We start from the raw sequence: 12,294 nt of genomic DNA, 5'->3' as shown, positions 1-12,294 counted from the left end.
GTCATCTTCGGTTAAGCTGTTTCATATGAGTGACGTAATTTCCGTGCAGAATCGCCCCACCCCATAGTGTGGCGAAAAGGACCGCAACCCTGGCAGCATGCTGGCAAAGCAAATCTTACTTTGCAAGCATCAAGTGCTGGAAAAGGCCGCTAAAGTTCCGGCCCGTCCTCGGTCACAGTCCAGGTTTGCCCTTTGTTAAGCAGCGCCTGCAGATCCGCCTTCTTGCCTTCTGCCGCCTGCGCATTTTGCTCAACGACAGCTGTTTCGAATGTCGGACGCGGATCATCATAGAGCACACCGATAGCCATCGGGAATTCCCCGAACGGCATTTCAATGAGCATATGTGCGACCGAACGATTGGTAACATCATGGACAATCACATTGGCGGCCTGCCAGTCACCATCGACCACATCAACCACTTTCAACGACAGGGTTTCACGATCCAGCGTAATGCCCTTTTCGCCTTTTTCAAACAGCATCGGCTCACCATCGGCGAGCAGGAGTTGGGTAGAAGCGGCGGTTTTCTTAGCCGCAAATTCCTCGAATACGTCTTTGTTGTAGACGATACAGTTTTGAAAAATCTCGATAAAAGCGGCACCCTTGTGCGCATGGGCGGCTTTCAGAACATTGGTCAAATCCTTGTGGACATCGATACCACGCGCAATGAACCGTGCACCGGAACCCAGCGCAAAGGCGCAGGGACTGGCAGGACGATCGACGGAACCATAAGGTGTGGACGGCGTATTGGTTCCCACCCGAGATGTCGGAGAATATTGCCCCTTGGTCAGGCCATAAATTTCATTGTTGAACAGCATGATCTGGCAATCCAGATTTCGCCGTAACAGATGCATCGTATGATTGCCGCCGATGGACAACGCATCGCCATCACCAGTGATGATCCAGACATCAAGTTCCGGATTGGCCAACTTTGCACCCGTCGCCACTGCAGGTGCGCGGCCGTGGATCGTGTGAAAACCGTAAGTTTCCATATAATAAGGAAAGCGAGAAGAACAGCCGATCCCACTGATAAACAACGTATCTTCCGGACGCACGCCGAGATCCGGCATCGTCCGCTGCACCGCTTTCAGGATCGCATAGTCACCGCAACCCGGGCACCAGCGTACCTCCTGATCGGTTTCCCAGTCTTTCAGCGTCGTGATTTTCGTCATCTCGTTCATGACAGATTCTCCTCAATTGCCGCTTCAATTTCGGCAATGGTAAAGGGCTGGCCCGATACTTTGTTTACAGGCTTTGCATCGATCAGATATTGATCGCGCAAGACCGTTTTCAGCTGCCCGGTATTCATTTCCGGTACGATCACCCGGTCATAGCTTTTCAGTAATTCACCCATATTCTTCGGCATCGGCCAAACGTTCCTGATGTGAATATGACTGACGTCTTTTCCAGCCTCCACAGCGCGGCGCACCGCCTGATGGATCGGTCCAAAGGTTGACCCCCAACCTACAACAGCCAGCTTGCCGCCTGCTTTGCCCAGCGCAACATCCTGATCGGGGATGCTATCGGCAACACCCAAAACCTTGTCGCGGCGGATTTCAGTCATCTGCTGGTGATTGGCCGCACCATAGTCAATATGGCCGGTATCAATGCCTTTTTCGATGCCGCCAATCCGGTGCATCAGCTCCGGCGTACCCGGTTTAATCCATGGTCGTGCGAGTTTTTCATCCCGCGCATAGGGTTTCAAGCCGTCTTCCGGCATCGTGTCGAGGAACGTGGTCGGGAAAGGTTCCAGGCCATCAACATCTGGAATTTTCCACGGCTCTGCCGCGTTGGCGATATAGCCGTCTGTGAGTAGCATGACTGGTGTCATATATTGCACTGCTATCCGTACCGCTTCAATCGCACATTCAAATGCATCGCCCGGCGAACGCGCCGCGATGACCGGCATTGGCGCATCACCATTGCGGCCATAAATGGCTTGATAAAGATCCGATTGCTCGGTCTTGGTTGGCAGCCCGGTAGAAGGTCCGCCGCGCTGTGAATTGACAATCACCAGCGGAAGTTCGGTCATGATCGCAAGTCCCATGGCCTCGCCCTTCAGCGCGATACCCGGGCCGGATGAGGATGTGATACCCAATTTGCCAGCGTAGCTTGCGCCGATAGCGGCCGCGATCGCGGCAATCTCATCTTCAGCCTGAAAAGTCGTGACGCCAAATTCTTTCAAGCGCGATAAGTGATGCAGAATGGCGGAGGCCGGTGTGATCGGATAACCGCCAAAGAACATCGGTAAGTCAGCGAGCTGCGCACCAGCAACCAAACCGAGCGACAGCGCTTCCGCACCGGTCACCGTGCGATATTCACCAGGTGCAGATGGCGCCGCACCCACTTTCCGCGTGGTCAGATGACCGCTGCCCAGACCGTCACCGGAAAGCTCGGCGGTTTCGCCGTAAGCATGACCCGCATTCAACGCAGCAATGTTGGAATCAGCCACATCGGGCAATTTCGCAAACTTGGTCTTGAGCCAGTCAATAATTGGCCCCCGCTCGCGCTCGAACATCCAGAGCGCCAGACCCAGCGTCCACATGTTTTTACAGCGCAGGGCTTCCTTATTGCCGAGCCCAAAAGGTTTCACCGCTTCCAGCGTCAGCGCGGAAATATCCAGTTTAAGTAGCTGCCATTTAGCCAGCGAGCCATCTTCCAGCGGATTATTCTCATATTTGGCTTTGTCGAGATTACGTTTCCCGAATTCGCCTTCGTCAGCAATGATCAAACCGCCCTTGCGCAGCGCATCAACATTGGTTTTCAATGCAGCGGGGTTCATTGCAATCAGGACATCAGGCTGGTCGCCCGCGGTCTCAATGGCTCGGCTGCCAAAGTTAATCTGGAAAGCGGAAACACCGAAAAGCGTTCCCTGTGGTGCCCGGATTTCAGCCGGAAAATCTGGGAAAGTCGCGAGGTCGCTGCCTGCCAATGCCGTCGACAAGGTAAACTGCCCGCCGGTAAGCTGCATGCCATCGCCGCTATCACCAGCAAAGCGAACGACGACATTCTCCGCATTCGCCGGCTGGTTATTGTCTGAATCGTCCTGTTTAAGCGCCGTAGCCATATATAATTTCCGTACCCAAAACTCTTTAGAAGTTGCGGTAAAGCACTTCTCCCCTCTGCTTCAAACCATAAAAACTACTAGGGATAAAGTTTTTGTTTGAAACGGGAGACATAGATTACATCTTGCGTAGTGAACCCCGGCTGATCTACTCGCCACAGGATCAGTAGCAAATCAATATGCAACAATACGGAGATAAGAGGATGACAACGGCTTTTGTGCGACCCGATGCCCAGGCAATGCTGGCGATGCTGGAAACGGCCATGGAGGTTCCGATGGACCAGATGGAACCGGTTGCCGCGCGCGAAGCCTATGTCGGCATGCGTTTTCTGGTCGACGCAGAACCCACGGAACTCGCGGTCATCAAAGACCTGACCTGTCCGGGGCCCGCTGGCGATATCAAGCTGCGCTACTATGACAAACGGGCAACGCGGGAAAAAGGGCCGGCAATCATCTTCTACCATGGCGGCGGTTTTGTGATTGGCGATCTGGAAAGCCATCATCCCTATTGCACCGAAATGGCGGCACAAATGGATTTGCCCTTGATTGCAGTAGACTATCGGCTAGCCCCGGAAGCTCCCTTTCCAGCTGCTCCGGATGATTGTGAAGCGGCTACCCGATGGATAGTCGAAAATGCCAGTAGCGCTCTTGGCATCGAAATAGACGGCCTGATCCCCTGCGGCGACAGCGCGGGGGGTAATCTGGCGATTGTGGTGGCACAAGACTTGGCCAAAAAACCGGCCGCAGTGCCGGTTATTGCACAGGTTCCGATCTATCCTGTTGTTGATAGCACGGCATCCGAAGGCTCAATGCAGGAATTTGCGGAAGGCTTTTTATTGACCAAGGATTCAATGGACTATTTCATGGGTCATTATGCCGGGGTCACCGGCGACGTGCGCTGCGATCCTATCCATGGAGATCTGGCAAGCAGTCCGCCTACGGTGCTGATCACCGGCGGTCTAGACCAGCTCCGGGATCAAGGCCGCGCCTATGCTGCCAAGCTGATTGAAGCCGGTGTTCCGGTGACCTTCATGGAAGCCAAAGGCAATATTCATGGGCTAATTTGCCTGCGCAAGGGCATTCCCTCCTCGCAACAAGATGTTGATGACATCTGCAACGCTCTGAAAGCGACACTGGCCGCTCTATGATCGATTTCAGCCACCTTCCTTATCGGCTTTGCGCCGGCATCATGCTTGCCAACACAGATGGCAAAGTCTTTGTCGGGCAGCGACTGGATGCGCAGGACAGCAAATATCCTGATGCCTGGCAAATGCCGCAGGGTGGAATTGACAAGGGTGAGGAAAGCGAGGCGGCTGCAATACGCGAGCTTGAAGAAGAAACCGGCATCTCTGCCAATCTTGTTCAGATCATAGCCCGCAGTGCAGAGGAATATCTATATGATCTGCCCGACGAATTGTTGGGAAAAATCTGGAAGGGAAAATACCGGGGCCAGCGTCAATACTGGTTCCTGATGCGGTTTACAGGCGAAGACAAGCATGTCAATATCGCTACGGACCATGCGGAATTCTCGGATTGGCGGTGGGCCGATCCATCAGATTTGCCCGAAATGATCGTGCCATTTAAACGAGATCTTTATCGCGCAATATTAAAGGAATTTGGACCGCTGATCTGAGTGTAAACTGGAATAGTTACGGGAATATAGTATGTTGCAGAAGATAGTTTGGCCGTTTTCACTAGCGGCTGCTGGCATGGTATCGCCAGCGCAAGCAGCTCTTCCTGAACCGGTAAAGGCCATGATTGAGGCAGCCATTGCGTCCGGCAAAGACGCGGAGGTAAGATCCGTTGTTAAGTTTGCCAAAGTCGCGAATCCCGATGATGTTGCCGAAATTGATGCAATGTTCGCAGCATATACCGCAAAGAAAACACAGCTCGCAGCAGCCGAAAAAAAGGCAAAAATGGAAGCGCCCTTTTTCGAAAACTGGACGGGTGAAGGAGAGCTCGGCGGCTTTCGCAACACCGGTAACTCCAGCAATGTTGGCATAAGTGGCGGAATCAAACTGGCGAAGGATGCCGTCGATTGGCGCCTGAAATTTCGTGCACGCGCCGATTATCAACGCAGCAACGGCGTGACCAGTAGAGAGCAATATGCAGCCGCGCTGGAACCAGAGTATAAGATTGATGACCGCCTCTTCATCTATGGATTGGCACAGTATGATCGAGACCGGTTTCAGGGCTTTTCTTCACGCTACACGGTCTCTGGCGGGATCGGCTATACCGTGATCAAAGAGAAAGACATTTTCCTAGATGTGAAAGCCGGACCTGCCTGGCGGCTCACCGAATTTACCGAAGGCGGGTCGGATAGCAGTATCGCCGGCTTGATCGGTCTTGATCTGGGCTGGCAAATCGCCAAAAATCTGAAACTGACTCAGGGCGCAGGCGCAACATTAGCTTCGGATGCGCAAAGCCTGACGAGCGCCAATGTGATATTTTCCTCCGGTACAAATACGCTGACAGCCACGACGGGACTGGATGCCAAGATTAATGGAAAGCTGTCCGCGCGCCTTTCCTATGCGATTGAACACGAGACAAATCCGCCAGACGGACGCGAAAAAACGGACACGCTTAGCCGCGCTACCTTAGTTTACGATTTTTGAAACAGATCAGTTAGGTTTAACGTCATCGGCTTTCTCATCGCCGACTTTCGGTTTCGGTGTCACCGCCTGAGCAGAGAGAACCGGGGTCTTTTGAGAGGCGGTAATAGCAGAAGACAATTGCGCTGTTTGCGGGCAACGGGTCCGACACAATGTTTCGATCCGTGACAGATTGATTTTCGCTTTCTCAACCGCACCGCGCTGAACCAGCGCTTCGCCCTGTCCAGCCAATGCATCCAGATTGTTTGGATCGAGAATCAGTGCCTCACGGTAGAATCTTATGGCTTTACCCGGCAGTTTTTGAGCTCGTGCGATCTGGGCCATAGCGATAAAGGCAGACCCGTTTCGTGGATCAACAGCCAAGGCGGTCTCATAGAGGTCTGTGGCCAGCTCCAGATTACCTTTTTTCTGCGCGGCTTCTCCCTGCTGCATATAGGCTACCGAACGAGCCTTGATCTCCACATCTGCTGACTGGCCAAAACTGGCACTGGAAACAGTGGCTAAAACCAGGGACATCGCAAGGGCGGCGGGTGAAAAACGCATAATTAGCTCCAATAAAGACTCAGGCTTTCTAACAGAGCCACCTGCACGTTCGGTGAACATGCCGGTGCCTGTCATGATCTGCTATCACAATTTTTCGAGGCAGGTAAAATAAAAGCCATCCGTTCCGTCTTGATACGGGGTGAGTAGAGTTCCTTTACGATATGGCCGCCCTATCGGCAAATCAACCTCTATATCCCGCCATTCTGGATGGTTTTTGACGAAATTCTCCGTTTGGTCGCCGCCTTCAGCATCCAGAAGCGAACAAACCGCATAGACCAGCTGGCCGCCCGGAGCGACCATTGCACCAGCCAGTTCCAGCAATCGCGCTTGCAATTTTACCGTTTGATCAAGTCTCTTTGGCGTCATCCGCCAGCGCAGTTCAGGATTCCGCCGCCACGTACCAGTTCCCGTGCAGGGCGCGTCAACAAGTACGAGATCGCATTTACCCTTGAACGGAGCCAGCATTTCACCCTCTTTGTTCGGCGACAGCAGCAGAGTTTCGATATTATTGGCGCCGGACCGGCGCAAGCGCGGCTCAATGCGGCTCAGACGCCCGCGATCCGTATCGGCCGCAATGATGCGGGTCTGATCCGGCAACTGCGCCGCCAACCCCAGAGTTTTACCCCCTGCCCCCGCACACATATCCAAAACCAGCTTGGGTTCCTCTAGCAGGCAGGCTGCTACTATTGCCTGACTGCCCAAATCCTGAATTTCGATCTGGCCGCTGTTATAAGCCTTGCTATTCTCGACGCTTGTCCCGGTCGGCAAGCGATAGGCGTTAGGCAAAGGCAATGTTTCGATTTCCGGCCATGCGCCCTTAATCGCCTTAGCATCGCCCTTTTTGGGATTCAGCCGGATATCGAGTGGCGCGCGGTCAAACAACACGGCCTTCTCTTTATCGTCGATCAACGCAGCAAACCGATCCGAAAGCCAATTTGCTATAGAAACTCCACCGGCTCGTGCTTCATTTTCCGTAAGCGCAGCCGGTCCATAAGCTGAGCCATCGAACAAATCCCGCAATTCGGATTGTTCCTCCGCCAATCCAGCCATAGCGGCCCGCCCACTCTCCGGTCGATCGCCAAAGCGTCTAATAACCGCGTAGATATGCTCACGGACAGCTCGACGATCTTTTGAGCCCGCATATCGGCGTGCTTTGAAGAATTTCTTGGTAATATTGTCGGCTGATGCACCACTATCCCGTGCTGCAACGATGATCTCGTCGAGCAGTTCAATAGCGGCTTGCAGGCGTGCCGAAGGGGTCATTCGGCGATACGGCTGTCTTTGTTCAAGCAATGATACTGCGTTTGAATATCAGCGCCGTATTTCTTCGTCGCATCCTCTATGGCTATAGCGGCATAGTCCTTACAGGCGGCCACGTTCTCGAAGGTTTCCATAGTCCATAAGGGTTCGGCCTGATCCTGCCCATCGGGCCAAACCAGTAACAAAAAAAAGACTTTCAGTTCGACCATCAACCGGCCCTTTTAACGCGTCGGATAATTGGGTGCTTCCCGAGTAATAGAGACATCATGCACATGGCTTTCTTGCAGACCAGCATTGGTAATCCGCACAAACTCGGCATTTTCCCGCAAATGCTGCAATGTTTCGGAGCCAGTATAGCCCATGGCTGCTTTCACACCGCCGACCAGTTGATGTACCACATCGCCGGCAGGCCCCTTGAATGGCACCTGACCTTCAATCCCCTCAGGTACCAGTTTCATATGGTCTTTGATATCTTGTTGGAAATAGCGATCCGCAGATCCGCGCGCCATCGCCCCAACGGACCCCATGCCGCGATAACTCTTGTAGGCACGCCCCTGATAAAGGAACGTCTCGCCCGGTGCCTCTTCGGTACCGGCCAGCAGCGAACCGACCATGACCGATGATGCGCCAGCAGCCAGCGCTTTGGCGACATCGCCCGATGTTCTGAGGCCGCCATCTGCGACAATGGGTACACCGGATTTGGCCGCTTCTTCGGCGCAATCCATAATCGCGGTCAATTGCGGCACGCCCACTCCAGCAACCACACGGGTCGTACAAATGGACCCCGGACCGATACCCACCTTAATGCCATCTGCGCCAGCGTCAATCAGCGCCCGTGTTGCAGCAGCGGTGGCAACGTTTCCGGCAATAACCTGCGTCTGGTTGGAGCGCTTCTTGACCTCTTCCACCGCTTTCGAAACCATTTTGCTATGGCCGTGCGCTGTATCGATAACGACCAGATCACATTCCGCATCAATTAGCGCTTCGGTCCGCTCCAGACCGGCATCGCCAACCGTTGAAGCGGCGGCGACCCGCAAACGCCCCGAACTATCTTTGGTAGCATCGGGATAGGTCACCGCTTTTTCAATGTCCTTGACGGTGATTAGTCCCACACACCGATAGCCGTCATCAACCACCAACAGTTTTTCAATGCGCCTCTGGTGGAGCATTCTACGGGCTTCTTCCTGACTGACTCCGACCGGAACCGTGACCAGGTCATCCTTCGTCATCAGTTCGGAGACAGGCTGCCGCGGATTTTCTGCAAAGCGGACATCACGGTTGGTCAATATGCCAACCAGTTTCCCGCTCGCTTCCACCACAGGAATACCTGATATCTTGTTTTGCGACATGGTGGCTTCGGCGTCTGCCAAGGTCGCATCCGGGGCTGTGGTGATCGGATTGACAACCATACCGGATTCAAATCGTTTTACCTGCCGTACCGCAGCAATTTGTTGCTCCAGCGTCAAATTGCGGTGAAGCACACCAATGCCGCCCATCTGAGCCATGACAATCGCCATGTCAGCCTCTGTCACGGTATCCATCGCCGAAGACAGAACCGGAATATTAAGCCCGATTTCCTTGGTCAGCCAAGTGTGGGTATTGGCCTGGCTCGGAACGATATCGGACGCACCGGGCTGCAACAGAACATCGTCAAATGTTAGTCCGGTTCGGATTTCTCTGCTGCTCATGGAAGGCCACTTTCTGATATGCTGAATTCGATTCTGTGGCGGCCCATGTAATCAGTTCTGAAACTATTCGCCAGCACTATTCGTCCCAAGATTCCCGCCATCTTTCAAAGGATAGGTGTCGACACTGCCGAAATAGCGACCCAACGCAACATGGAAGTTCGCATCGTCTGCGGCACCGCCTAACAAAAGTGTTTCATCCACTTCGTCATCAACACCGTGATAGCGACCGTTCAAAAAGCTATCGAGACGCTCCTGATCTGAAAAAGCGCTGGTGATCATAAAGGCCGGAATGTCTTTCTCCAGGAAAACATAACCGTCCTGACGCTTCAGAAAAGCATTAGCTTTGTCCGTTTTGTCTATTTCCCGATCTTCAGCAGCAGCGACTTTTTCAAGATCCTTATCCAAATCTGTTTTACCGCGCCCAACAACCGCCAGCAGCTTGCCATCTGGTGCCAAAGCCACGGTGTCCACATTGAACACAGCGACGAGATCTTCCAATGGGAAGCTAGGATCAGCGGCAAAGGCCCGGGCGCCAAGCAATCCGCTTTCCTCCGCCGTGGTCGCGAGAAAATAGATATCCCGATCCGGGCGATCCTTCACCAGCCGCTTAGCAGTTTCGATCAACAGCGAGATACCGCTGGCATTATCGACCGCGCCATTGCAGATTCGGTCTACGGCGGGCTCCCGGCGACATTCACCAAGATGATCCCAATGACCAAGAAACAGCACGGCACCGCTGCCTAGTTTGCGTCCGGGAATTTTTCCAATGACATTGTGGGATTGATAAGATCGCACCCGGGTACTGGACGTCAGATCTGCATAGACACCTGTTTCCACCGGACTAAACGCGCCCGAGGCCGCATCCTTGGCCAGTTGTTTGTAGTCGATACCAGCTTTGCGCAGCAGCTTTTCCGCCGCCGCCTCGGTGATAATGCCTTCCATACCGGCATGATATCCATCAGCGTTGATATTGGTGCTGGCGCGGCGAAAGCGTCTGGCCAGGCGGGGATAGCGTGCTTCACTACCCGCAATTGAGATGACTCCCCATGCACCAGCGGCCAGGACTTTGGCTTTGCGTTCACGATAGCTCGGAAAATCCTCGGCTCCAATTGGCGAACTCACGAAGATGAAAGCCAATTTGGTCGACACGGCTTTTGCCAGCGCATCAGCGCTTTGGTTGCCATAACCGACATGTACGACAGGAACATTGGTCGATCGGCCCGACTGCATGGCAGAGCGCAGCATGATCTGATCGTCATCAATCCGAATAGTCTTTTCCCGCTCGCCCTTAAACCGCGAGAAACGCACGGTCTGTTCCAATGGCGTCCTGTCCACCAGAGCTACCGGCGCGTACCAGGATGACGATCCGGCTGCGGGTACCAGTCCGGCCTGCTGCCACTGCGTCGCGATATATTGAAGGGTCTTGTTTTCCCCTTCGGTCCCCGGCTTCCGGCCACCGAAATCATCGCTCGCCAATATCTCGATATGAGCGCGCAAATCCGTTTCTGAAATATCTTCCGCATGGGCCGTCATTGAGAACGAAGAAATCAGAGCGGCGACGGCAAAACAAAAACGCATGGAATATGGTAACCTTGTTCTTGAGGGGAATATTCGCTTTTTCCTTGGCATTATGGAGAGAATAATCAATGATGTTGTAAATTTTTGGAGGCCAGCAAGACATGGAATTTCTTTTATTGCTCGTTCTGATCGTCGTGATCGTCTATCTTTTTGCAAGCATAAAGATCGTCCGACAAGGCTATGAATATACGATTGAATATTTTGGCCGCTTCACGACTATCGCCAAGCCGGGCTTTAACTTCTTTCCTGCGTTTCTTTATCGCGTTGGCCGCAAAGTCAATATGATGGAACAGGTTCTGGATATACCTGGACAGGAAATCATTACTAAAGACAACGCGATGATCTCCACTGACGGTGTGGTGTTTTTCCAGGTGCTCGAAGCGGCGAAAGCGGCTTATGAAGTGAATGACCTGTATAACGCGATCCTCAACTTGGTAACGACCAATCTACGGACCGTGATGGGGTCCATGGATCTTGATGAGACGCTGTCCAAACGCGACGAGATTAACGCCCGCCTGCTGACCGTGATTGATGATGCAACCACACCGTGGGGGATCAAAATCACTCGAGTGGAAATTAAAGATATTCGTCCGCCCCAAGATATAGTCAATGCTATGGCCACACAGATGAAAGCCGAACGTGAAAAACGAGCGAATATCCTCGATGCCGAAGGCGCGCGCGCTTCTGAAATCCTGCGCTCCGAAGGTGAAAAACAGGCCCAAATCCTACAAGCAGAAGGCCGCCGTGAATCTGCTTTCCGGGATGCCGAGGCACGTGAACGCGAAGCAGAAGCCGAGGCCAAAGCAACGCAAATGGTTTCCGAGGCTATCGCGTCCGGCAATGCGCAGGCGGTCAACTATTTTGTGGCACAAGACTATGTCAAGGCGGTTGAGAAATTCGCCACTTCACCCAATGCGAAAACCATCCTGTTCCCGGTTGAGGCTACACAGCTGATCGGCGCATTGGGCGGTATTGGCGAACTTGCCAAGGAAGCACTGGGCGACCAGGCTCCATCAACACCGCCAGCGAAGCCAAAACGCAAGGGCCCGTTTGAGCAGTAATCAAAGTACAGGCACGATATGACCGACTTGCTATCTACTGACCCCGCTTATGTCTGGCTGGCACTGGCAGCTTTGCTTGCGCTGGCCGAGATTTTCGTGCCCGGTGTTTTCCTGATCTGGGTTGCGGCGGCAGCGGCAGTGACCGGCATTGCCAGCACATTCATTGAACTGACCGTCGCCGGTCAACTCACGTTATTTGGTCTTTCTACTATCGCCAGTGTGTTACTGGGTCGCCGCTGGTATCTGACCAATGTCGTGAAAAGCGAGGACCCGTTGCTCAATGACCGCGCCGCGCGACTTATTGGTACGACAGTAACAGTCGTTAAGCCGGTTAACGCAACATCTGGGCGTGTCAAAGTGGCTGACGGTATATGGTCTGCCCGCGGCCCTGCCCTGAAAAAGGGCGAGACCGCGCGCATTGTTGATGTCGAAAACGGCGTCTTGATCCTGGAAGAAATGCCCGATCAGATCACTTGAACGCCGCACATCCC

12 protein-coding genes are annotated in these 12,294 nt (G+C 53.5%); 5 read left to right on the top strand and 7 right to left on the bottom strand.

Translation table 11 applies throughout. The features are described 5' to 3' along the window. Positions 1-149: 149 nt before the first annotated feature. Together DK507_RS12730 and DK507_RS12725 are read right to left on the bottom strand one after the other, a co-directional pair. Positions 150-1,178 (bottom strand): 2-oxoacid:ferredoxin oxidoreductase subunit beta, encoded by a 1,029-nt coding sequence (locus tag DK507_RS12730; RefSeq protein ID WP_109356734.1) that lies wholly within the window; start codon positions 1,176-1,178, stop codon positions 150-152. Then, positions 1,175-3,064 carry a 2-oxoacid:acceptor oxidoreductase subunit alpha gene (locus DK507_RS12725; protein ID WP_109356733.1) on the bottom strand — a complete coding sequence of 630 codons (1,890 nt, stop codon included), beginning with the start codon at positions 3,062-3,064 and terminating at the stop codon, positions 1,175-1,177. Before DK507_RS12725 ends, DK507_RS12730 begins: the two co-directional genes overlap by 4 nt. 200 nt (positions 3,065-3,264) lie before the next feature. Here DK507_RS12725 and DK507_RS12720 point away from each other — a divergent pair, with 200 nt between their 5' ends. Genes DK507_RS12720 through DK507_RS12710 form a run of 3 tightly spaced genes read left to right on the top strand, consistent with a single transcriptional unit; the run spans position 3,265 to position 5,676 of the window. Continuing rightward, complete coding sequence (locus DK507_RS12720; protein ID WP_109356732.1) at positions 3,265-4,209, top strand: alpha/beta hydrolase; 945 nt, start codon at positions 3,265-3,267, stop codon at positions 4,207-4,209. Then, positions 4,206-4,694 (top strand): RNA pyrophosphohydrolase, encoded by a 489-nt coding sequence (locus DK507_RS12715; RefSeq protein ID WP_109356731.1) that lies wholly within the window; start codon positions 4,206-4,208, stop codon positions 4,692-4,694. The genes DK507_RS12720 and DK507_RS12715 overlap by 4 nt, the downstream gene beginning before the upstream one ends. 31 nt (positions 4,695-4,725) lie before the next feature. Continuing rightward, complete coding sequence (locus DK507_RS12710; protein WP_109356730.1) at positions 4,726-5,676, top strand: YdiY family protein; 951 nt, start codon at positions 4,726-4,728, stop codon at positions 5,674-5,676. A 6-nt stretch (positions 5,677-5,682) separates the two neighbouring features. On the opposite strand, the gene DK507_RS12705 is transcribed toward DK507_RS12710, so the two are convergent. The 5 genes from DK507_RS12705 to DK507_RS12685 all read right to left on the bottom strand — a co-directional run bounded on the left by DK507_RS12705 (position 5,683) and on the right by DK507_RS12685 (position 10,742). After that, complete coding sequence (locus DK507_RS12705) at positions 5,683-6,216, bottom strand: lipopolysaccharide assembly protein LapB (protein ID WP_109357673.1); 534 nt, start codon at positions 6,214-6,216, stop codon at positions 5,683-5,685. 84 nt (positions 6,217-6,300) lie between these two features. Then, on the bottom strand, positions 6,301-7,479 hold the full coding sequence (locus DK507_RS12700) for an RsmB/NOP family class I SAM-dependent RNA methyltransferase (RefSeq protein WP_109356729.1): 1,179 nt from the start codon (positions 7,477-7,479) through the stop codon (positions 6,301-6,303). After that, positions 7,476-7,685, bottom strand: coding sequence for a hypothetical protein (locus DK507_RS12695; RefSeq protein ID WP_109356728.1), 210 nt, complete (start codon positions 7,683-7,685; stop codon positions 7,476-7,478). Before DK507_RS12695 ends, DK507_RS12700 begins: the two co-directional genes overlap by 4 nt. A 12-nt stretch (positions 7,686-7,697) precedes the next feature. Further along, on the bottom strand, positions 7,698-9,164 hold the full coding sequence (guaB, locus tag DK507_RS12690) for an IMP dehydrogenase (RefSeq protein ID WP_109356727.1): 1,467 nt from the start codon (positions 9,162-9,164) through the stop codon (positions 7,698-7,700). A 63-nt stretch (positions 9,165-9,227) separates the two neighbouring features. Next, positions 9,228-10,742 (bottom strand): M28 family peptidase, encoded by a 1,515-nt coding sequence (locus DK507_RS12685; RefSeq protein WP_162559040.1) that lies wholly within the window; start codon positions 10,740-10,742, stop codon positions 9,228-9,230. A gap of 101 nt (positions 10,743-10,843) precedes the next feature. Between DK507_RS12685 and DK507_RS12680 the strand changes: the two genes are divergently transcribed. Both DK507_RS12680 and DK507_RS12675 read left to right on the top strand, forming a co-directional pair. Then, on the top strand, positions 10,844-11,803 hold the full coding sequence (locus DK507_RS12680; RefSeq protein ID WP_109356725.1) for an SPFH domain-containing protein: 960 nt from the start codon (positions 10,844-10,846) through the stop codon (positions 11,801-11,803). Between the two features lie 18 nt (positions 11,804-11,821). After that, positions 11,822-12,280 carry an NfeD family protein gene (locus tag DK507_RS12675; RefSeq protein WP_109356724.1) on the top strand — a complete coding sequence of 153 codons (459 nt, stop codon included), beginning with the start codon at positions 11,822-11,824 and terminating at the stop codon, positions 12,278-12,280. Positions 12,281-12,294 lie beyond the last annotated feature (14 nt).

It is taken from the genome of Sphingorhabdus sp. EL138 (assembly GCF_900258045.1).
GTDB lineage: Bacteria > Pseudomonadota > Alphaproteobacteria > Sphingomonadales > Sphingomonadaceae > Parasphingorhabdus.
The sequence above is the reverse complement of the archived record's forward strand: the minus strand, read 5'-3'. Positions and strand labels throughout refer to the sequence as shown.